This is a genomic window from Shewanella marinintestina (assembly GCF_023283845.1).
Classification (GTDB): domain Bacteria; phylum Pseudomonadota; class Gammaproteobacteria; order Enterobacterales; family Shewanellaceae; genus Shewanella; species Shewanella marinintestina.
Map to the genome: position 1 here is coordinate 38,888 of NZ_JAKILC010000011.1, position 22,332 is coordinate 61,219.

At 45.9% G+C, this 22,332-nt stretch carries 18 protein-coding genes and 1 tRNA gene; 14 read left to right on the forward strand and 5 right to left on the reverse strand.

The window, feature by feature from the left end:
* Positions 1–61 precede the first annotated feature (61 nt).
* Complete coding sequence (locus L2747_RS12980) at positions 62–865, forward strand: SDR family oxidoreductase (protein WP_248999447.1); 804 nt, start codon at positions 62–64, stop codon at positions 863–865.
* 15 nt (positions 866–880) lie between these two features.
* Here L2747_RS12980 and L2747_RS12985 read toward each other — a convergent pair whose 3' ends face one another.
* From L2747_RS12985 to purH, 3 genes are all read right to left on the reverse strand, one after another.
* Positions 881–1,099: a hypothetical protein gene (locus L2747_RS12985; RefSeq protein ID WP_248999448.1), complete on the reverse strand. Its 219-nt coding sequence runs from the start codon at positions 1,097–1,099 to the stop codon at positions 881–883.
* Positions 1,100–1,598: 499 nt separating this feature from the next.
* The gene (gene purD / locus L2747_RS12990) at positions 1,599–2,900 is read right to left on the reverse strand and encodes a phosphoribosylamine--glycine ligase (RefSeq protein ID WP_248999449.1); all 1,302 of its coding nucleotides are present in this window, start codon (positions 2,898–2,900) and stop codon (positions 1,599–1,601) included.
* Between the two features lie 230 nt (positions 2,901–3,130).
* On the reverse strand, positions 3,131–4,720 hold the full coding sequence (purH, locus tag L2747_RS12995; RefSeq protein WP_248999450.1) for a bifunctional phosphoribosylaminoimidazolecarboxamide formyltransferase/IMP cyclohydrolase: 1,590 nt from the start codon (positions 4,718–4,720) through the stop codon (positions 3,131–3,133).
* 370 nt (positions 4,721–5,090) lie between these two features.
* Between purH and zntR the strand changes: the two genes are divergently transcribed.
* From zntR to selB, 10 genes are all read left to right on the forward strand, one after another.
* Positions 5,091–5,567 (forward strand): Zn(2+)-responsive transcriptional regulator, encoded by a 477-nt coding sequence (gene zntR, locus L2747_RS13000; RefSeq protein ID WP_248999451.1) that lies wholly within the window; start codon positions 5,091–5,093, stop codon positions 5,565–5,567.
* Positions 5,568–5,669: 102 nt separating this feature from the next.
* Entirely contained in the window at positions 5,670–7,070 is a 1,401-nt protein-coding gene (locus tag L2747_RS13005) for a permease (protein ID WP_248999452.1), read from the forward strand.
* 207 nt (positions 7,071–7,277) lie between these two features.
* Positions 7,278–7,934, forward strand: coding sequence for a thiol:disulfide interchange protein DsbA/DsbL (locus tag L2747_RS13010; protein WP_248999453.1), 657 nt, complete (start codon positions 7,278–7,280; stop codon positions 7,932–7,934).
* Between the two features lie 41 nt (positions 7,935–7,975).
* Positions 7,976–8,446 (forward strand): thiol-disulfide oxidoreductase DCC family protein, encoded by a 471-nt coding sequence (locus L2747_RS13015; RefSeq protein ID WP_248999454.1) that lies wholly within the window; start codon positions 7,976–7,978, stop codon positions 8,444–8,446.
* A gap of 787 nt (positions 8,447–9,233) precedes the next feature.
* Complete coding sequence (fdnG, locus tag L2747_RS13020) at positions 9,234–12,254, forward strand: formate dehydrogenase-N subunit alpha (RefSeq protein ID WP_248999455.1); 3,021 nt, start codon at positions 9,234–9,236, stop codon at positions 12,252–12,254.
* Positions 12,255–12,256: 2 nt separating this feature from the next.
* Positions 12,257–13,159 (forward strand): formate dehydrogenase subunit beta, encoded by a 903-nt coding sequence (gene fdxH, locus L2747_RS13025; RefSeq protein WP_248999456.1) that lies wholly within the window; start codon positions 12,257–12,259, stop codon positions 13,157–13,159.
* 5 nt (positions 13,160–13,164) lie between these two features.
* Complete coding sequence (locus L2747_RS13030) at positions 13,165–13,809, forward strand: formate dehydrogenase subunit gamma (protein ID WP_299808794.1); 645 nt, start codon at positions 13,165–13,167, stop codon at positions 13,807–13,809.
* Between the two features lie 2 nt (positions 13,810–13,811).
* Positions 13,812–14,783: a formate dehydrogenase accessory protein FdhE gene (gene fdhE / locus L2747_RS13035; protein WP_248999458.1), complete on the forward strand. Its 972-nt coding sequence runs from the start codon at positions 13,812–13,814 to the stop codon at positions 14,781–14,783.
* Positions 14,784–14,905: 122 nt separating this feature from the next.
* On the forward strand, positions 14,906–16,393 hold the full coding sequence (gene selA / locus L2747_RS13040) for an L-seryl-tRNA(Sec) selenium transferase (protein ID WP_248999459.1): 1,488 nt from the start codon (positions 14,906–14,908) through the stop codon (positions 16,391–16,393).
* A complete protein-coding gene (gene selB, locus L2747_RS13045; RefSeq protein ID WP_248999460.1) occupies positions 16,390–18,297 on the forward strand; it encodes a selenocysteine-specific translation elongation factor in 1,908 nt (635 codons plus the stop codon). Before selA ends, selB begins: the two co-directional genes overlap by 4 nt.
* On the opposite strand, the gene L2747_RS13050 is transcribed toward selB, so the two are convergent.
* A tRNA-Sec gene (locus tag L2747_RS13050) sits at positions 18,275–18,369 on the reverse strand. The two genes, selB and L2747_RS13050, sit on opposite strands and share 23 nt — an antisense overlap.
* A 285-nt stretch (positions 18,370–18,654) precedes the next feature.
* Between L2747_RS13050 and fdhD the strand changes: the two genes are divergently transcribed.
* The 3 genes from fdhD to yedF all read left to right on the forward strand — a co-directional run bounded on the left by fdhD (position 18,655) and on the right by yedF (position 21,235).
* The gene (gene fdhD / locus L2747_RS13055; RefSeq protein ID WP_248999461.1) at positions 18,655–19,518 is read left to right on the forward strand and encodes a formate dehydrogenase accessory sulfurtransferase FdhD; all 864 of its coding nucleotides are present in this window, start codon (positions 18,655–18,657) and stop codon (positions 19,516–19,518) included.
* Positions 19,519–19,659: 141 nt separating this feature from the next.
* A complete protein-coding gene (gene yedE / locus L2747_RS13060) occupies positions 19,660–20,910 on the forward strand; it encodes a selenium metabolism membrane protein YedE/FdhT (RefSeq protein WP_248999462.1) in 1,251 nt (416 codons plus the stop codon).
* An 88-nt stretch (positions 20,911–20,998) separates the two neighbouring features.
* A complete protein-coding gene (gene yedF, locus L2747_RS13065) occupies positions 20,999–21,235 on the forward strand; it encodes a sulfurtransferase-like selenium metabolism protein YedF (RefSeq protein WP_012153712.1) in 237 nt (78 codons plus the stop codon).
* Positions 21,236–21,474: 239 nt separating this feature from the next.
* On the opposite strand, the gene L2747_RS13070 is transcribed toward yedF, so the two are convergent.
* Complete coding sequence (locus L2747_RS13070) at positions 21,475–22,203, reverse strand: YebC/PmpR family DNA-binding transcriptional regulator (RefSeq protein ID WP_220782043.1); 729 nt, start codon at positions 22,201–22,203, stop codon at positions 21,475–21,477.
* Positions 22,204–22,332: the final 129 nt, after the last annotated feature.

The following is a 22,332-nucleotide window of genomic DNA, read 5'->3' on the forward strand; positions in this document are numbered from 1 at the left end:
ATGGTTGCATTTATATGTGAGTTTAACTAACACATTCAAATAGTTTGATGAGTTAGATGCTATGGGACTCTTTAACGATAAAGTCATTATCATTACCGGTGCGTCAGAAGGGATCGGGCGTGCATTAGCGTTAAAGCTAGCGGCTCATAAGTGCCGGTTGGTGATTAGTGGACGTAACATGCAGCGTTTACAGAGCCTAAGCTCTGAACTTACAGATCTTGGTTGTGAGGCAATCGTGCATGTTGCTGATATCGCTAATCAAACTGAATGTACTGGGCTTGTTGAAGTGTGTGTCGAGCACTATGGGCGACTTGATATCTTAATCAATAATGCCGGTATGACCATGTGGTCGCGCTTTGATGAGCTTGAAGACTTAAGTGTTTTATCGCAAATCATGCAGGTTAACTATTTAGGTCCAGCCTATCTTACTCACGCCGCTATTCCTTACCTTAAGCAGACCCAAGGCCAAATCGTAGCAGTAGCCTCATTAACAGGTATGACAGGTGTACCAACTCGCTCTGGATACGCAGCGTCTAAACATGCAGTGATTGGTTTTTTTGATTCACTACGGATTGAACTTAGTGATGACAATGTAGCGGTAACCGTTATTTGTCCAGACTTTGTGGTGACTCAAACTCACAAGCGGGCTCTGAATGCACAAGGAAAGCCTTTAGGCGAAACTCCCATGCAAGAAAGTAAAATAATGACTGCTGAGGAATGTGCACAGATGATGTTACCTGTAATCGCTAAGCGGCAGCGCTTATTAGTTACTTCATTACGAGGGCGAGTTGGGCGTTGGTTTAAGATTATCGCCCCCGGCTTAATTGATAAGATAGCGCGTAGGGCGATAGATTCTGGCCGTTAACCTATAAGTTATCGACTATTTATTTAGGTGTTTGACGATAGTTTCTGCGGCTTCAGCTTTAGTGGCTTTTTCTGCCGATGGCTCAATATGTGCAGTCGCACTATGGCCCGTCATGTCTTCGGCGATATGTAGCCAATCAGGATGCCAGTAAAAAGATGAGCCCGATAGTGTGTCCCAGTTATGTACACCAGATGTCTCGCCTTGGTAGATAAGATCGCTTACTGAATATTTCATTGTCTAACCCCAGTTTGTTAAGTTTAATTCTTGGCAATTTATCGATCCACTCTGTTTAATATTTATCTTTTTAATTTGCGTGGATCTATTGCTGCTGGATTCAGCATGCACTTTCAAGTCACGCTTTTGTGCTACATTGATCACAAAAAACATGATTGCTTGATATTGGTTTACAAGCTGAAGGCACAAACCAGAGGTTATAAATGAAAAATCGCAGTCACAACCTCAGCTGCTTGATGTATGAGTATGTGACTTGAGGCCAATTGACAGGCATAAAAAGCTCGGAGTTAACTAAGCTTTTTAAACTAGAACTAATTTTGTTTAACCTGTGGGGTTTTCACGGACACATATTACACGGTAAGTGATGTCATTACGGCTAAGTAATAACCCTTGTTATACCAATATTTTTTTAATGGATTAGCCTATAAGTTAATATAGTAGGCATAAAAAAGCCCTGAATTAACAGGGCTTCTAGATTAACTCGCTAATAAAGAGTCATTTAGCCTTCGCCATTTTCACGAGCAATTGCACGGTAAGCGATGTCAGTCCTAAAGTAGACGTCATCCCAATGGATAGCATCAACTAGACCGTAAGCTGCTTGCTGCGCTTCGGTAACAGTATTGCCAAGTGCGGTAGCACATAATACGCGGCCGCCGTTAGTCACCACATGACCGTCTTGCATGCTAGTTCCTGCATGGAACACTTTCGCGTTGTTATCACCAAGAGACAGACCGTCAATCACATCGTGTTTACGATACGCCTCTGGATAACCGCCTGCAGCTAGAACCACGCCTACAGCAGCGCGTGCATCAAACTCAGCTGTCACTTGGTCTAGTTCACCACGAGTCGATGCTAGGCATAGCTCAACCAGATCAGACTTAAGACGCATCATAATAGGTTGAGTCTCTGGGTCACCAAAGCGGCAGTTGTACTCAAGTACTTTGGCGCTGCCATCTGGTGAAATCATCAAGCCTGCGTATAAGAAGCCTGTGTAAACATTGCCTTCAGCAGCCATGCCATCAACGGTTGGACGAATAACATGCTCAATAGTCCAATCATGAACCGCTTGGGTTACAACTGGCGCTGGCGAGTAGGCACCCATACCGCCAGTGTTTGGACCATGATCGCCGTTATCACGCGCTTTATGATCTTGGCTAGTGGCCATAGCAAGAATGTTCTTACCATCTACCATGACAATGAAGCTGGCTTCTTCGCCAGTAAGGAACTCTTCGACAACCACGCGAGAGCCCGCTTCACCAAACTTGTTGCCAGCTAGCATATCTTCAATCGCTGCATCAGCTTCGCTTTGATCTGCCGCGATAATCACGCCTTTACCCGCCGCTAAGCCGTCGGCTTTAATGACGATAGGGAAACCCGTTAAGCCAGTCACTTGCTTAACATAAGCTTTAGCAGGCTCAATCTCAGTAAAGTTTGAGTAAGCAGCAGTAGGAATGTCGTGACGAGCTAAAAAGTCTTTAGTGAAAGCTTTAGAAGACTCTAACTGCGCAGCGCCTTTGGTTGGACCAAAGATAGGCAGGTCTGCTTCATTAAACGCATCAACTACGCCCAACGCTAATGGCACTTCTGGGCCTACGATGGTGATAGCCACTTTTTGCTCTTCGGCAAATGCCACTAACGCTGAGATCTCTTCAACATTAATCGCCACGTTTTCAAGCTTTGGTTCTAGTGCTGTACCAGCGTTACCTGGAGCCACAAAAACCGTTTCAACTTGCGTCGATTGCGCCGCTTTCCATGCCAATGCATGTTCGCGACCGCCGCCACCTATAATCAATACTCTCATTTTTTAATCCTTAATCGCTTCTTCATCGGCCCTTGAACTGCATCAAACATACTCATGTATTGGCACTTCTTACCAACAAGAATTTCCGTGTGTTTTCTTTATTCAATAACCGATGACTTTGCGCTAAACGTTAAAAATCAATTTTTAGAAGCTTTAGGAAATGTGCAGGACCTAGGACCTAGGACCTAGGACCTAAAATCTAGAACCTAGAACCTAAAGCTTCATATAAATTAATGACGGAAGTGACGCATACCGGTAAATACCATTGCCATGCCGTGCTCGTCTGCCGCTGCGATGATCTCTTCATCGCGGATAGAGCCGCCTGGCTGGATGATACAGCTGATGCCAGCAGCTGCGGCAGCGTCGATACCATCACGGAATGGGAAGAATGCATCTGATGCCATGACTGAGTCTTGTACTTCTAGACCTTCGTCTGCGGCTTTAATGCCAGCAACTTTAGCACTGTAAACGCGGCTCATCTGGCCTGCGCCTACACCGATAGTCATGCTGTTCTTGGCGTAAACAATCGCGTTTGATTTAACAAACTTGGCTACTTTCCAGCAGAACATTAAGTCTTTCATCTCTTCAGCTGTTGGCTGACGCTTAGAAACAACTTTTACGTCTTCAAGACCAACCATGCCTTGGTCGCGATCTTGCAGCAATAAGCCGCCGTTTACGCGCTTGTAATCTAGGCTGGTGGTCTTAGCTGCCCACTCACCACATTCAAGTAAGCGTACGTTAGCTTTAGCGGCAACAATATCGCGGGCTGCTTGGCTAACTTTAGGGGCAATGATCACTTCAACAAACTGGCGTTCAACAATCGCGCTTGCCGTTGCAGCATCTAATTCGCCGTTAAAGGCGATGATGCCGCCAAAAGCTGACGTTGGGTCAGTTTGGAATGCACGGTTATAAGCTTCAAGTAAGTTTTCACCAATCGCTACGCCACATGGGTTAGCGTGCTTCACGATGACACAAGCTGGCTCGTCGAACTCTTTAACGCACTCAAGTGCAGAGTCTGTATCGGCGATGTTGTTGTATGACAGTGCCTTACCTTGCAGCTGGACAGCTGTAGCAACAGAGGCTTCATCAAGGTTAGTGTCAACGTAGAAAGCAGCTGTCTGATGGCTGTTTTCGCCATAGCGCAGGTCTTGCTTCTTAACTAGCTGAGTGTTGTAAGTGCGTGGGAACTTAGAATCTGCATGACACTCATCTTTGCTATGTGCAGGCACTTTAGTACCGAAGTAGTTAGCAATCATGCCATCGTATGCAGCGGTGTGCTCAAACGCGGCAATCGCTAAATCAAAGCGAGTTTCAAGGGTGGTGCTACCTTCGTTCGTTTGCATCTCGGCAATTACGCGGCCGTAGTCGTTAGCGTTAACGATGATAGTAGTGTCTTTGTGGTTTTTAGCAGTAGAGCGCACCATAGTTGGGCCGCCGATATCGATGTTTTCGATAGCGTCTGCAAGGGTGCAACCTTCTTGAGCGACAGTTGCAGCGAATGGGTACAAGTTAACCGCTACCAAGTCGATAGGCTTGATATTGTTTTGTTCCATTACGATTTCGTCTATACCACGACGCGCTAAAATGCCGCCATGCACTTTAGGGTGCAGGGTTTTAACGCGACCATCCATGATCTCTGGGTGGCCAGTATAGTCTGACACTTCAATGACAGGCACACCATTATCAGCCAGAAGGCGTGCGGTGCCACCAGTAGAAAGTAGTTCAACACCTTGAGCATGCAACGCTTGTGCAAACTCTAGGATTCCGGTTTTATCTGAAACGCTTAACAGCGCGCGACGAATAGGTCTGGCATTATTCATTGTAGGTACAGGGTCCAGTAGTTATTTTTAAGGATCTTTCGGAAAACAGAACAGTCTCACGCGATAAACGTCTACACTGCTTTCCAAAAGTCCCTCAAGTTTTTTACTCTCCCGTCACGGCGCGCATATTTTACCGTAAATTTACCTCTGGCGGTGTTTTTTTCTGCGCGATTTCACAATACGTTCAGCAGAACAAGCTTTGTTATCCATTTAGGTGCAGAATAACTCTTGACCTTGGATACAACTCCAAGGTTTATACTCTCATCATTACAGTGGCAAAATCCTGTTGTTTTTGTCGGTTTTACCACTGGCTAATGTTTGAGTTTAAAACTGAATAGTAAACAGAATTTAGATTGATTGGGAGCTAGGCATGTATCGAATTGGTGAACTTGCAAAGCAGTGTGAGGTAAAGGCTGACACCCTAAGGTTTTATGAAAAACATGGGTTGCTAGCGCCATCTTCACGTACCGATTCCGGTTACCGCATTTATACCGAGGCTGACGCTGAACGCTTGCGCTTTATTCTGCGCGCCAAAGCGGTGGGGTTTACGCTTGCTGAGATCACCGAGCTGTTGTCGATTGAGCTTGATAAATCCAATTGGGCCTGCGCCGATGTCAAAGGCATGGTTGATGATAAGTTGGCGCACGTCGAAGCGAAAATCGCCGAGTTAAATCATTTTCAGTTGTCTCTGCAGCGCCTGTCTCAAGCTTGTTGTGGCGGCCCAGAAAGTGCTGAACATTGCTCGATTCTCGAAGCATTAGAATCAAATACTGACAGCATTCGCTGTGAAAATGATAAGCATAGTTACGGTGAACACGAGTTCACTAAAGCCTGCACAGATAAATAGCAAGTTAAGCTCGAGAGCAAGATCGGTTACAGGATCGGGATCTGAATCGAGAGCTGGATCAAAAACGAATTAGATACTTAAGAATAGACGTGAGAAGTCGTTATGTTATTAGAAAACTTTATTGAGTTGTTTCTAGAGTCAGCCCCCTGGCTTCTGCTTGGCTTAGTGCTGGCAGGTATGTTGAAAATGTTTGTGCCTATGGCTTGGATGCAAAAGCAGTTAGGCGGTCACGGTGTTAAAACAGTGGTCAAAGCGGCGGTACTAGGTGCACCTTTACCCTTGTGTTCTTGCGGTGTAATTCCGGCAGCAGTGGGGCTGCGTCGTAGTGGTGCCTCTAAAGCAGCGACGACCTCATTCTTAGTTTCGACTCCTGAAACTGGTGTTGACTCAGTAACTGTGTCTTATGTATTGCTTGGTCCTTTTATGGCGATTGTCAGACCGATAGCAGCGGTGATGAGTGCGATTGTGGCGGGTTTATTAGTCGGACGTGATGACGATGACGGTAAGCCTGCTGTTAGCGAGCAAGCTAAGTCTGCTTCAGAAGGCAAACCTGAGCCCGTTGCGTCTTGTTGTAGCAGTAAGAAATCAGCACCCAAAGTTGAGCCGCTAGCTTCTTGTTGTAGCAGTAAAAAATCTGCACCTAAAGTAGAGCTTAAGGCTGAAAAGTCTTGCTGTTCAAGCAATAAGGCGACAGATATGAGCATGAAACCTGTAGCTGATACGAGCGTTATGGCGATGAAAGCACCTGAAGTAGCGGTAAAACCTGCATCTTCTAGCTGCTGCTCAACTAACAAAGAAGTCCTTGCTGAAAAGTCAGCATCTTGCTGCAGCAGTAAAAAAACGACAACTTCTGGCCATGTTCATGCAGACGGTGAAGCTGAAAGTTGCTGTGAGTCGACCAAAGATGTGGCGACTGAATTAAAAGGTACCTCTATTATTAGCCGTATTGGCAAAGGCCTACACTACGCAGCGACAGATTTAGTCCGTGATACCACCATTTGGTTGTTGATTGGTTTGTTCTTTGCCGCACTGGTACAAACCTATGTGCCAGCCGATTTTATGGCTAAGTGGGGCGATGGTATTTTGGCCATGTTAGTCATGGTGCTTATCTCAATCCCTATGTACATCTGCGCCACGGCATCTACGCCAATAGCTGCAGGTTTACTATTAGCGGGTGTATCACCGGGGGCGGTATTGGTGTTTATGCTGGCAGGACCAGCAACAAACATCGCCACCTTAGGCGTAGTGACTAAAGAGCTCGGTAAGCGCGCCTTGTATGGTTATTTAGGTGGCGTGTTAGGTGTGGCGTTAGTGTCGGGCATCTTGGTTAACTATCTCGTTGATACCTTCGGTTTTGTGGTTATGCCGCAAATTGGTGAGCAGCATGAGCTATTACCAGCGAGTATCGTTTACACCTCAGGTGTGGTGCTTGCAATATTAATGGCTAAAGTTTTCTTAGATAAACTCCCTAAAAACTGGTGGCGTCGAGATTGCTGCTCTTAAGCTCTAGCTTGGTAGGACTTAGCTTTTACAGCTAGCTTCTAGCAAATTTAAAGGCACTCATCTGAGTGCCTTTTTTATTTTTAGCGTGTAATACTCTATAACTAATATGAAGTTAGTTAGGCTTAGTTGAGTTGTTGCTGTACTTTAGTTGGAAAATTTCTAACTCTAATTACTGCAGATTAATAATGACAAAAAAAGGGACCTGTCATGAAAAAAATCCTCGCTATATTGTGTTTTACGCTGGCCGTTGCTGGTTGCTCTGACTCCTCCAATTTGGATGCTGATGGAAACTATGTCGAAGGTGTGCATTACCGTGAACTCGCTGCGCCTATTGCTGCTAGCAGTAACAATATTTCTGTGACAGAGTTCTTTTGGTATGGCTGCCCACACTGTGAGTTGTTTGAAAAGCCATTACACAAATGGCAGCAAACCTTAACTGATGGCGTAGTGCTAGTGCAGTCTCCAGCGGTGTGGAATGAAGCGATGAAACTGCATGCTAAGGTATTTTTTATTGCGCAGCAGATGCCGGATAAGCAAAAAATCCATGCGGCATTGTTCCAAGAAATTATTGGGTTACGGGAAATAACCGACCTTAATATCCAGCAAGCTAAGCTGGCAGAGTTTTTAGCGGACTACGGCCTAAGTGAGCAAGAGTTTAACGACAAGCTTAACTCCGCCGATATTATCTCTAAGCTTAAGCAAGCCATGTTGCTTATGTCGTCGGCAGAGATCCAAGGCACGCCAACTCTATTAGTTAATGGTCGCTATATTATTCTCAATGAGTCAGCCAGTTCGGTTGAGCAGGTAATGGATATCGCAAGCTATTTGGTTGAGTTAGAAAAGACTAGATTATCGAATCCATAGGGCTCTCCAATTAGCGATTTTTCTTTATATGAGGACGGTTAATGTCTGATATGCAAGCGGTAGTGATATTTGATGGTGCTTGTAACTTATGTGATGGCGCAGTGAGTGTTATTACAAGGCATGATCAGCATAACGAATTTGAGCTAGTGGCGTTGCAATCGTTACAAGGACAAAGCTTATTAAGGCAATATCAGTTAACCGATATTGCCTTGGATAGCGTGATCCTGATTAAGTCGGGTCGCTATTATTTACGCAGCGATGCAGTGATAGAAATTGCCAAGTCATTGAGCTCACCTGCTAGCGGGTTACGGTACTTGGCTTACTTGCCTAAAGCGCTGCGTAACAGTGGTTATAACCTGGTTGCAAAATATCGTTATCGTTTGTTTGGCCAAAAGGCCCTATGCCGCCTACCTGAACACAAAGTCCAGCATCAAACTGGCACTGACGCTCGTTCCAGCGAAAATTCCAATTCCAGCTCTAATTCGAAGAGCAAACCAAAATCTCACGGCTAAATAACGTACCCATTTCAAATACCAATACTGTTTGCTCACTTTATTGAGTTGTAATTAAGGGGACGATTAGGCTTATTTGATGCAAATCTCATCGATATCTTTGTTTGATGCTAGGACATATTGGTCGCAAATGGCTTAGTGGTCTATTTTGGTATAACGGCAAATCATTCTATTTTTAGGCTGTGAAGAGCTTTGCAAGATGATTGTTCAGCGTTCTGATGTGCCATATTGTCTAAAGCCCTGTGCTCTAACATCGCTAAAGTCATAGCGTTAAGCAGCGGTTAAATGTTCTTATGGGCTGTAAACGCATGGCTGGCTTGCTATCAAGCTCCTTGTAACTTGCCATTCTCACTTTCTCCTTCGATACATTTAACATCTTACCTCTATTGTTTTTGCGACATAATGTCCTTTCTATGTTGGTCATAAAGTCCTTTCGGTGTTATCGCGGCTACTTTGGTGTTTTAATCTTTGCTATTGCTATTTTTATTGTTTTTATTCTTCCGCTTGCACTACTTTGTGTACTCAATTGGTTTTTTATTCTGTTGTGGTTTTAGTGTGATTTAGATCGTATGTTATAAATTGTTCGTTTAGCTGACTTTAGGGATAATCGTTTCGCGTTAATTAGTCTTTGTTTAGGTCATTTGCTGTAGGTCATCTTGGTTGCAATAAACATGATGAGCTCCTTTTAATGATCACAATGTGAGATTCGATTATCGAAAACCAAAACTACGGCGCCGAGATGAGAAAGTCGGTTCTAAGTAGAAAATACTAATTGTGTGAGGGTGATATGGACAGACGACAGTTTTTTAAACTGTGTGCCTGCGGAGCGACCACATCGGCAATATCAGCGTTGGGATTAATGCCCGGCACTGCGATGGCTGCGCCTCGTGAGTATAAGTTGTTGAAAGCAAAAGAAACCCGCAATAACTGCTGTTATTGCTCTGTGGGTTGTGGCTTGTTGATGTACAGCCATGGCAGCAACGGTAAAAACGCTGAAAAAGCGATTTTCCACATTGAAGGCGACGCTGACCATCCGGTTAACCGCGGCGCATTGTGTCCTAAAGGTGCCGGTCTAGTTGACTATGTAAATAGCCCTAACCGTAACCATTTCCCTGAAGTACGCGAGCCAGGCACTAACGAGTGGAAGCGTATCAGTTGGAACGACGCATTTAGTCGTATCGCCCGTCTGATGAAAGACGATCGCGATGAAAACTTTATTGAAAAAAATAGTGATGGCACCACAGTAAACCGTTGGTTGAGTACCGGCATGATGACTTCATCTGCACAGCCAAACGAAGGTGGTTTTATCACTCACAAGTTTGCTCGTTCTCTTGGCCTAGTGGCCATCGACACTATTGCGCGTAACTGACACTCCCCAACGGTAGCAAGTCTTGCTCCAACATTTGGGCGCGGTGCCATGACCAACCACTGGATCGATATTAAGAACTCTAATGTCGTGGTGATCATGGGCGGTAATGCCGCTGAAGCACATCCTGTCGGTTTCGGTTGGGTAACGGAGGCTATGGAACACAATAACGCCAAGTTGGTAGTTGTGGATCCACGCTTTAACCGCAGTGCAGCATTAGCTGACTGCTATGCACCACTTCGTAGTGGTACTGATATCGCATTCCTTTTAGGTCTAAGTCGATACCTCATTGAGACTAAACAAGTTAACTACGAGTATGTCAAAGCGTACACCAACGCTAGCTACATTATTCGTGAAGATTTCGAATTCAATGAAGGCCTATTTAGTGGTTTTGATGACAAGAGTCGTACTTACGACAAGGATTCTTGGTACTACGAATTAGATGAAGATGGTTATGCCAAAGTCGATGAAACTTATGAGCACCCACGTTGTGTGTGGAACTTATTAAAGCATCACGTTGACCGTTACGACTTTGAAACCGTAAGCAATATTACCGGAACGCCAGTTGAAGATTATGAAAAAGTTTGTGCGCTTATTGGTAGCACACACGTTCATGATAAAGCGGCGACTTTCATGTATGCATTGGGCTGGACTCACCACACTAAAGGCGCACAGAACATCCGTTCTATGGCATTAGTGCAGTTGCTACTGGGTAATATCGGCGTATTGGGTGGTGGTGTTAACGCACTACGTGGTCACTCAAACGTACAGGGCGCAACCGATATGGGTCTGCTATGTCAGAACCTACCGGGTTACTTAAAGCTACCAAATGATAACGATACAGATTTAAGCACATATTTAGACAACTATACGCCTAAGGCATTGCGTCCGGGCCAAACTAACTATTGGTCAAATTACCCTAAGTTCTTTATCTCACAGATGAAGAGTTTCTGGGGAGAGAACGCAACTGCGGCTAATAGCTTTGGTTATGACTGGTTACCTAAGTGGGACTTACAGTACGACTTCACCAAGCACATCGACATGATGTACAAGGGCCAAGTTAACGGTTATTTCGTGCAAGGGGTTAACGCGATTAACTCTATGCCAAACCGTAACAAGACTTTAGCGGCATTATGCAAGCTGAAGTACCTAGTGGTGATGGATCCGTTAGCGACAGAAACCTCAGTATTCTGGCAAAAAGCCGGTGAGTTTAACGACGTACAACCAAGCGAAATTCAAACAGAAGTGTTCCGTCTACCGACAACACTATTTGCTGAAGAAGAAGGCTGTATCGTTAACTCAGGTCGCTGGATGCAGTGGCACTGGAAGGGCGCTAATCCGCCTGGTGAATCTAAGCCAGATGCAGAGATCCTATCGGGCATTTTGATGAAGCTGCGTGAGCTTTATAAAGCTGAGGGTGGTGTGCTACCAGAGCCGATTGAAGCGGTTAACTGGGCTGGCTACCACAATCCATACTTCCCACACGGTGAAGAAGTGGCAAAAGAGCTTAACGGTATCGATCTTAAAACCGGCAAACAGCTTGATAGCTTTAGCCAGTTAAAAGATGACGGCAGTACGTCATGTGGTTGCTGGATCTACTCTGGTAGTTGGACCGAAGACGGCAACATGATGGCACGTCGTGATAACTCTGATACGTCAGGTAAAGGTATCACTCCTGGTTGGGCATTCTCGTGGCCGTCAAACCGCCGCGTACTTTATAACCGCGCATCGTGTGACGTTAACGGCAAGCCTTGGGATCCAAAGCGCATGATCGTTGAGTGGACCAATGGTAAATGGCACGGCATCGATCAAGGTGACTTCAATATGACGTTACCGCCAAAAGAGTCGGCGCATCCATTTATTATGCAGCCTGAAGGTGTGGGTCGTTTCTTCGCACTAAAACTACTGGCAGAAGGACCGTTCCCTGAGCATTACGAGCCAATGGAATCGCCAATTGGTACTAACCCATTACACCCTAATGTGATTAGTAATCCTGCGGTACGTTTGTTAGAGGGCGTGGAAGAGACGCTAGGTTCACATACTGAATTCCCATATGTGTGTACCACTTACTCGCTAACCGAGCACTTTAACTTCTGGACGATTCATTGTCGTTTAGCAGCGATTTCTATGCCGGAAACTTTTGTTGAATTAGACGAAATTCTTGCAGAGAAGAAAGGCATTGCTAATGGCGATTGGGTCAAGGTGAGTTCTAAGCGCGGTAGCTTGTTAACTAAGGCATTAGTCACTAAGCGTCTGCAGCCACTGAAAGTTCACGGCCAGATGGTACACACTGTGGGCTTACCACGGCATGGTGGCCATAACGGTCTTACACGTAGAAGTTATAGCTGTAACGTACTGACCACGGAAGTGGGCGATGCGAATACCCAGGTACCTGAATTTAAGGCGTTCCTAGTGGATATCGCTAAGGCTGAGGGAGTTTAATCATGTCTGCTCAAGATATCATTTTAAGCTCTGGCACATCAGAGCTCACTCCTGCAGCGCAGGTACGACGTAAGTTAAGTAAGGTGGCTAAGTTATTCGACGCCACTAAGTGTAATGGCTGTAAAGCGTGTCAGGTGTCGTGTTCTGAATGGAACGATCTGCGTGCACCAGTGGGTAGCTTCCAAGGTTCTTACCAGAACCCAATGGATCTGTCTTCAGAGTGCTGGACGCTGATGAAGTACCAAGAAGTTGAGCGAGATAACAAGCTAAATTGGCGTTTCGCCCATAGCGCATGTATGCACTGTGACGATCCAGCTTGTTTAACCGCTTGTTCGACTAAAGGTGCCATTGTGCAGCGTGCAAACGGTGTGGTGGATTTTGATTCTGATAAGTGTACTGGTTGTGGCTACTGCGTGTCGGCTTGTCCGTTCGATGTACCAAGGCTCGATCCTATCGAACAAAAAGCTTACAAGTGCACCATGTGTTCAGACCGGATCCAAGTCGGCCAAGAGCCAGCTTGTGTGAAGTCTTGTATCACAGGCGCACTGAAGTACGGCACCCGTGAAGACATGCTGTTTATTGCCGACTTACGGATTAAAGAACTGCGTAAGCGTGGCTATGTTAATGCAGGCCTATACAACCCAGAAGGTGTGGGTGGTACAGGCATGATCATGATTTTGCATGACATTAATAAGCCGCAAGACTATGGCTTACCAGCGGATCCGAAAACGAGTGTGCCAGTTAAGTTATGGCAAGACGTGGTTAAACCATTGGGTGCGGCGGGCATCATGGCAACAGTTGCTGTTGCGTGTTTACACCGTATCACAGTGGGTCGCAACCTTGTTGAAGAGGACGAGCCTGCACAGTTCGACCACACTCACTCAGATAAGTCAGATAAGGAGTAACGCTCATGCATAAGCAGAATATGATTTTGCGCCATAAGTTGTTCGACCGCATCTGTCACTGGTTTGTGGTCGCAGCAGGTTTGGTGACATTCCTCACCGGCTTTGCTTTCTTCTTCCCATCATTTCAATGGTTGGGATCGATTGCAGGTACGCCACAGATGGCGCGCTTTGTTCACCCAATTGCCGGCTTGCTGATGTGTCTGCCGTTAATGGTGATGCTAGTTCGCTATTACCACCATAACAAGTGGGAAAAGAATGACCTGACATGGATGTTAGCTATCAAGGATGTGATGTTCGAAAACGAGGACAAGATCCCCGCTATCGGCCATTACAACCCAGGTCAAAAAGTGCTGTTCCGTACCTTCGTGGTGACCTCAATCGCATTGACGATTACCGGCATCATGATGTGGCAGCCTTACTTTGCCCCTTACTTTGAAGCAATTGCTATTCAGTGGGCCATTTTGATCCACGCAATCTGCGCCGTGATCATGTTGATCTTCGTGATTGTGCACTTTTGGATGGCAACGTGGGTAGAAGGATCGGTTGCTGGCATGTTGTACGGCTATGTGTCGCGGGCTTGGTGCAAGAAGCATCACCCTAACATGCTAAACGATCCTGAATTAAAGACTAATAAGCAGGAAAAACACTAATTATGAGCACAGCAATACTCGACGCTGAAAAGATCCCTGGTCAGTCATTGGACATTAAAACCGTGATCGCAGCTGATCCAAAAGCCGTTTATCAATTTCGCGCTAAGCGACTTGCAGAGCTTGCCGAAGAATCTGGATTAGCAGAATACTTTGGCCTACTTGAGCAATTAGTTGGCGCGCAAGAAAAGGTATCGGCTCTATATGGTGAGGCGGCAAAGAGCTGCTTTGGCCCTCAGCCAAAGTTAGATCTAAGCCAAAGCCAGCCGATGGCGCAGCAGCATTTTGAGTGGGGCAATTATTGGCAGTCGGTATTGCTGGAGCTGATTAGTGAGCTTATGCCTAAAGTCAGTACAGACTTGCATGTGGTACTAAAGGAACTGGCTAAAGCCAAGGCTGATGTACTGCAAGGTTATGCCCAGTCTATGCTTGGCGGCCGCTTTGCCGAAGTCCCTGCACAGTACAGCCTGTTTATTTGGGCGGCGCTGTCAGTGTACTGGTCACATTGGGCGGTTGATGTTGCACAGGCTTTGGCTGATAAGGCAGAGGCACATAAGCGCTTATGCCCAGTGTGTGGCAGCCACCCAGTAGGGAGCGTGATCAAGGAAGAACCACGTGTTGGCTTACGTTACTTACATTGCAGCTTGTGTGAAACCGAGTGGCATGAAGTGCGCGCGGAGTGCACATCATGCGGCGAAAGCAAGGGCGTGTTCTTGTGGGCTGAAACCGAAACTAATGCCGCGATTCGGGTAGAAAGCTGCGACACCTGTCAGGGTTATACCAAGATGTTCTTTACCGACATCAACCCAAGACTGGAAGTGGCAGCCGACGATTTGGCGACCTTGGTAATGGACAGCCATTTGGTTGAGCAAGGATACAGCGCAACCACGGTGAATCCGCTACTACTTGCTCATGAGCAAGAAGTAGAGCCTCGGCTAAGTAAAGAGCCTCAGGTAAAAGTCGGTGATATCCACTAGGTAGCTGTAATCAACAGGCACTAGCAACTTTTAAGTTTATTAGTAAGCAAGAGCCGCATTTCGCTGCGGCTCTTTTATTAACCTTAATTTCCAAAATTACTCAAACAATTAGACGAAGACTTATGACTCAAGCTATCAACTCCACTCAAGCCCTATACCGTTGTTTACCAGCAATGGACAGCTTGCTGCTGATACCTCAAGTGATAGGTTTTATCGACCAACAGGGTAAGCCCTGGATTAAATCCTTATTGGCGCAAATGCTTGACGATGCACGTCAGCAAATCGCTGAGCGACAAAGCTTGCCAAGCTGGTGCTTAGATATAAGCAATATAACAACCGAGTTAGCCAGCCGTATTAGCAAAGCTCAGCGTCAAAGCATGACGCCAGTGATTAACTTAACTGGCACCATATTGCACACCAACCTCGGGCGCTCGCAGATGTGTGAGGCCGCAATCGATGCGGTTACCCAAGTAATGCGCAGCCCTGTGCCACTTGAGTTCGATATGGGCCAAGGTAAACGTGGCCACCGTGACAGCGCCATATCGACACTTATTCATGAGCTAACCGGTGCAGACAGTTGCTGCATCGTCAATAACAACGCCGCCGCAGTTTTATTGATGCTGGCCGCCACTTCTGCCGGTAAAGAGGTGATAGTTTCTCGCGGTGAGCTGGTGGAGATTGGCGGCGCGTTTCGTATCCCAGATATTATGGCGCAGGCGGGTTGTAAGCTGGTGGAAGTAGGCTGCACTAACCGGACTCATCTTAAAGATTACGCCGCCGCGATTACTGACAACACCGCGGCAATTATGAAGGTGCACACCAGTAATTATCATATTAGTGGTTTTACTAAGGTCACCGAAGAGGCTGAGCTTGGGGCTTTATGTAAAGACAAAGGCATCGCACTGATCTCCGATCTTGGCAGCGGCGCGCTCACCGACTTGTCTCGCTTTGGTTTATCAAAAGAACCCATGCCGCAGCAGATGCTAAAAGATGGCGTTAATCTGGTGAGTTTTTCTGGCGACAAACTGCTCGGCGGTCCGCAAGCAGGTTTAGTGGTTGGTGATGCGGAGCTGATTGCTAAGCTACAAGCGCATCCACTAAAGCGGGCACTGCGCTGCGATAAAATGACGCTAGCGGCGCTTGAAGCAACCTTGATGCAGTATCGTAATCCCGAGGCGTTAGATGGCCAATTACCTATCTTTAGAAAGCTGTCTCGTCCCTTAGCAGAGCTAGAGCAGCTTGCACAAACACTGCAGCAGAAATTAGCCGATAGCGTCAATAGCAGCCTATTTGATGTAACAATTCAAGCTTGCCAAACCCAAGTGGGTAGCGGCTCGCAACCTGATGTGCTGCTTGATTCTGTCGCGCTGTGTTTTGCTGTTAATACTAACGCTAGCAAACATAAGAACTCTCCAAGCGTGTTGCAGTTGGATAAGCATTTTAAAGCTGCCAGCTTGCCAATTATTGGCCGGATTACCGCTAATCAGTTGTGGTTAGATTTGCGCGGCGCTGACAGTGACAGCCAGCTTATCGAGGTGCTGACAACAAGCCTACTTAGGTTTCATAGAGAGATTGGCTTTGAGGTGAAAACCGTGGAGGCCGCATCATGATTATTGTTACCGCAGGTCATGTGGATCACGGCAAAACCAGCCTTATTCAAGCACTAACAGGTACCGATGCCGACCGTTTACCGGAAGAAAAACAGCGCGGCATGACTATCGAGCTGGGTTACGCCTTTATGGATTTAACGGATGGCGAGCGCCTAGCCTTTGTCGATGTGCCGGGCCACAGCAAGTTTATTAATACCATGTTGGCTGGGGTGAGCTGTGCCAAACATGCACTATTGATTATCGCCTGTGATGACGGGGTGATGCCGCAAACTCATGAACATTTAGGGATTCTGCAACTGCTAAATCTAGAGCACTTAATTGTGGTGCTCACCAAGCAAGATAAAGTCGATGCTGTCAGGGTCGATGAAGTTAAAGAGCAAGTGAGTGAGCTATTGGCGCAGCACCAAAGGCAAAGCCAAATCTTTGTGGTGTCGGCGCAAACAGGCCTTGGTATCGACGGATTAAAGCAGGCGATTACAGAACTTGCGCAGTCGCAGATCCAAGCGTTAAGTAAGAACGCTGAGCAAGCCAGCTTTCGCATGGCAATCGACCGCACCTTTAGCGTAAAAGGTGCGGGTCTAGTGGTGACAGGTACCGTGATTAGCGGCCACGTCAGCCAAGGGCAAAACCTGTATCTATCGGGTCAGCGCAAACCGGTCAAAGTCAGAACGCTACATAGCCAAGGCCGAGTGAGTGAGCGCGCACAACATTGTCAGCGGGTGGCGCTCAACATTACCGGGGTCGATCAACATCGCGGCGCTGAGCGCGGTGATTGGCTAACAGCTCTGGAGCCTGCGGCTGAAGCGCCCAAAGTGATTAGTGGGGTATTTGAATCTTGCCTGCCGTTTAAGCACTGGCAAAGTGTGCAGCTGCATTTAGGTAATCGTCACACCACGGCGCGCTTAGGATTACTGCAGACATTAGCCGATGGCACAGCCTTAGTTGAGCTGCAGAGTGAGCAATCACTTGGTTGCGTGGAGCAAGACAGAATCATCGTGCGCGATGCCGCGGCGAAAACCACACTGGGTGCGCTGCGAGTATTAGATATTAACCCACCGAAACGCGCAAAACGGAGCGCCGAGCGTTTAGCTTATTTAGAAAACCTTAAACAGTGTGGCTCGTTAACGGCGAGCTTACAGGTACAAATAAAGCATCACTGCGTGTCAAAGTCGGCTTTTATGTGGGCCAATCAGTTAACTGAGCACGCTGCAATATTGGTGAGTGAGCAAGTGTTAACGCTCGATGGTTACTTAGTCTCTGCTGAGCTGAAAAGTCAGATACAAGCACAGCTATTAAGCTTAATCGAGGGGTATCACCAAGCCTCGCCAGAGCTGTTAGGTCTGAGCATTAATCGCCTACAGCGAATGACCCACAACCAGTATCCACTAACCGTATTGCTTAAACTCACTGATAGCCTCAGAGAACAAAAGCAACTACAAAGCACGCGCGGTTTATTGCACCTTCCAAGACATAGTCTTGCGCTATCGGATGCTGAGCAGCTGCTGTGGTCACAGATAAAGCAGCAAATGCTTAGCGCTAATTGCCCATTATGGTCGTCAGACTTAGCTCATGCGCTAAACCTTGAGCTAACCGTTGTGCGGGCGTTATGCCGTAAGCTCATTCAGCTAGGGTATCTATCGGCGATTATTAAAGACCGCTTTATGCTCACCGAAAGCCTGTATTTCTATGCCGATGTGATCCGCAAACAGATCGATGTGACGGGTGAGATAAAGACAGCAGATTTTAATTCGATTATTAAATTAGGCCGTAAAGCGAGTATTCAGTTATTGGAGTTTTATGACCGCAGTGGATTAACGTGGCGCAAGAAGAAAGATAATTCGAGAGTAATTAGAGATGGCAGCATATTTATAGCGAGTGATTTGGCGGAAGAACATAGGAGTTGAACCTACCCGGGACTGCTGGCAGCCCCACCTGGATTTGAAATCCAGACGTTTCACCGGAAACGACGTTCTTCCGTATCACTTGCGGCGAATAATAGATAATTGTATTTGGCTAAACAATAGCAGTAATAAGCAAACTTTATTAACTGTGAGTCTACATGTCATTTATCGATATTAATTCCTGTGAGTGGGACATTATTTACCAGATGTAAACAATACGCTGATGACTAAACCATGAATTTAAAACGATATTAATCGACTTATATGTTTATTAAGTGTGAATTCTATTTACCTTTATCCACTTTTCGATATTGAATCCTTGAGTGGGACATTATTTACCATTAGAAATGGAACTGATATATGACGGAACTTGTGTGTGGCTTAAATAATATTACTGAGCAAACTTCAGTCACGTGTTTTCGTAATGATAGAGAGCAGGCATTAATAGAAACAGTCGCAAAAGAAGTTAGAGTTGCGCTGATTTATAATGGTATTTCTCATGTGGTAATGATGGCCTGCCCAACGGCATTAAAAGAGTTTGCTATCGGCTTTAGTTTGTCAGAGTCGATTATTGAAAGCGTACGCGATATCCGTTCGATTGAGATAGAAACTATCGCTACTGGAGTCTTGGTGCATATTGAGGTTTCTCAGCGCTGCTTTATGCAGTTAAAAGAGCATCGCCGCAGCCTAGCGGGGCGCACAGGCTGTGGCCTTTGTGGTGTAGAGCAGATAGAGCAAACGGTTAAACCGATTGTAAAAGTCACAGATACTGCAAAGTTCGATTTAAACAGCTTGAAGTTGGCGTTATCTAACCTACATAAGCATCAAAATGCATTTAATTTGACCGGTGCCACACATGCTGCTGCCATGTTGTCAGTAGAAGGTGATATTATGTGCTGCTTCGAAGATGTGGGTCGACATGTCGCACTCGATAAGTTAATTGGTCATATCAGCTGTGAGAATCAGGTTCGCCATTCGGCGTTGTTATTAACCAGTCGAGCCAGTTTTGAAATGGTGCAAAAAGCAGCTGTTGCAAATATTAGTATTATATTTGCAATCTCTTCAGCCACTTCGTTAGCGATTGATATCGCAAATAAATCGAATATTACCTTGGTGGGATTTTGTCGCGAGAATAGAGTGACAATCTATACCCATCCTGAAAGGTTGTATTTATGTAATAAAACGCTAGGTGATGTTGAAAATAATAACTTAGCTGTAATGTAACTAGGTTTATCTTTTTAGACTGAAAAGTTAGTTTCTAGATTTAAGCCTTAATTTTAGTTCTTAACCTAAGCCTTGATGAGTTTGAACTATTCACTCAAAGGTTTAGTTTAAGTATTTAATGAGAGTTGGTAAGTTTTAAATATGTGGTTAACGTTTAAAAATCAGTTTTTTATTAAATTCTGGTCGCCTTTTGCTGCCGTTATTGCGGCGGGAATATTGTCGACCTATTTTTTTGGTCTTACCGGTTCACTTTGGGCGGTAACCGGCGAATTTACCCGCTGGGGTGGCCATGTATTGCAGTGGTTCGGCGCTGAGCCGGAAACTTGGCAGTACTTTAAAATCATTGGTCTTAATGGCACACCGCTGGACCGTGTTGGTGGTGTGATGATTATTGGTATGTTTGGTGGCTGTATGGCGGCGGTGCTGTGGGCAAACAACCTAAAGCTGCGTATGCCGAGTTCTAAAAAGCGTATTGCACAGGCACTGATTGGCGGCATGATTGCCGGCTTTGGTGCGCGTCTTGCTATGGGCTGTAACTTGGCGGCTTTCTTTACCGGTATTCCGCAGTTTACCTTGCATGCGTGGATCTTCGCCTTTGCTGCTGCCGCAGGTACTTATATCGGCGCTAAGATCACCTTGTTACCGTTTTTCCGTTCAACTGCCACGCTAAAAGCTGGCGGCTTGAAAAAAATCGCTAAACCTAATCCGAATCAAGTGCAAAACCGTTTTCGCCTAGGCTGGGTGGTATTTGCGGCTATGATTGGCTTGTCGCTGTATGTGATGCAAAGCTCGGCTAAGCTTGGTATTGCCATGTTTATGGGGATGATGTTTGGTCTATTGATTGAGCGTGCGCAGATCTGCTTTACCTCAGCGTTTAGAGATATGTGGATCACTGGTCGTACTCATATGGCCAAGGCCATTATCTTGGGCATGGCGGTTAGCGTGATCGGTATCTATAGCTATGTGCAGCTAGGTATGACACCGAAAACCCTATGGGCTGGCCCGAATGCGGTGATTGGCGGCTTACTGTTTGGTATCGGTATCGTTATCGCTGGTGGCTGTGAGACAGGCTGGATGTACCGCGCATTAGAAGGCCAAGTACACTTTTGGTGGGTCGGCATTGGTAATATCATTGGCGCGACAATTTTAGCCTATTACTGGGACGTGATTGCTGAGCCTATGGCGACAAGTTGGGATAAAGTGAACCTATTGGATGTATTTGGCCCGCTTGGCGGAGTCGGTGTCACTTATCTACTGCTGGGTTTATCTTTTGTACTGATTTTAATGTGGGAACAGCACTTCTTTAAAAAGCAAAAGGCTGAGCAGCAACAACTCGCGGCAAAGCTTGCTGAATTAAAAGTTGCTCCAGCGGCTACAGCAACACAAGCTTAAAGACCTGTTGTTAGAAGTAACGAATTGATTTATATGTTTTGTATTCGGCTCAAGCGATTTGAGCCAATTTATTGCTGAGGAGCAGTTTATGCCAGCATCTATCGTACCTGATTACAATTTAGAGATTTACGGTGAGCCTTGTCCATACCCAGCGGTTGCCACGCTTGAAGCTATGCAGTCACTGAAAGCGGGTGAAGTGTTGGAAGTGATCACCGATTGCTCGCAGTCGATTAACAACATCCCTAATGATGCTAAGAACCATGGCTATGAAGTATTAGACATCAGCCAGCAAGGCGTGATGCTGCGTTACTTGCTTAAGAAGTAGTTGAAAAAGTAAGTTCAAAGTTAAGCCCAAATGACGCAGCTATCATCAAGAGCAGCACGGCTATGAAGTATTAGACATCAGCCAGCAAGGCGTGATGCTGCGTTATTTGCTTAAGAAGTAGTTGAATAAGTGATTTAACAAATAAGCTCGTTAACGAGCAATAAAAAAGGCACTCAATGAGTGCCTTTTTACTGACTTGCGATGAGCAAGTCAGAAGTCGTTTATCGAAGAACGATTAATTACTGTGGTAGCTCAGCGTTGTGGTAAACGTTCTGAACGTCATCACAATCTTCAAGCGCAGCAAGGAACTTCTCGAATTGCTCAATCTCTTCTGCGTCTGTAAGCTCTGTCATTGTTTGTGGTAAGAAAGTGATTTCTTCCATAACGTAGTCAGTGTCTTCTGGTAGTTCAGCAGCTAATGCCGTCTTCACTTTGAAGAACTCAGTGTGCGGTGCGTAAACGCTGATCATACCGTCTTCTAGCTCAACGTCAGATACATCAACGTCAGCCATCATTAGCATTTCAAGGATTGCATCTTCGTCGTCGCCAGCGAATACGAATACCGCTTGGTGATCGAACATATGGCCAACAGTACCTGGACCGCCTAGCTTGGCATCGTTCTTAACGAATGCTTGACGAACTTCAGTGAAAGTACGTTTTACGTTGTCAGTTAAGCAGTCTGCAATAACCATGCAGCCGCCAGGACCAAAACCTTCATAGCGTGCTGTTTCGTAGTCTTCACCACCGCCGCCACGAGCTTTCTCAATTGCACGTTCAATAACGTGTGCTGGTACCTGGTCTTTCTTTGCCTTGGCAATCATGGTGCGAAGCGCAAGGTTGCCTTCTGGGTCGAAGCCACCATTCTTGGCACAAACGTACAACTCTTTCCCGTAACGAGAATAAATTCTAGTTTTTTGCCCAGCCGTTTTCGCCATGGATTCTTTTTTGTTTTGGTATGCTCTGCCCATCTTGATCTTTCTCACTAAGCCTAAAAAATTGCCAGCAATGTTAGCAGCTTTATCGAAATAAATCAGGTACAGGCCTTTAAAAATGCTAAACGTAGCGATTAATTTTGTTTAATAGCAGCAACTAAAGCC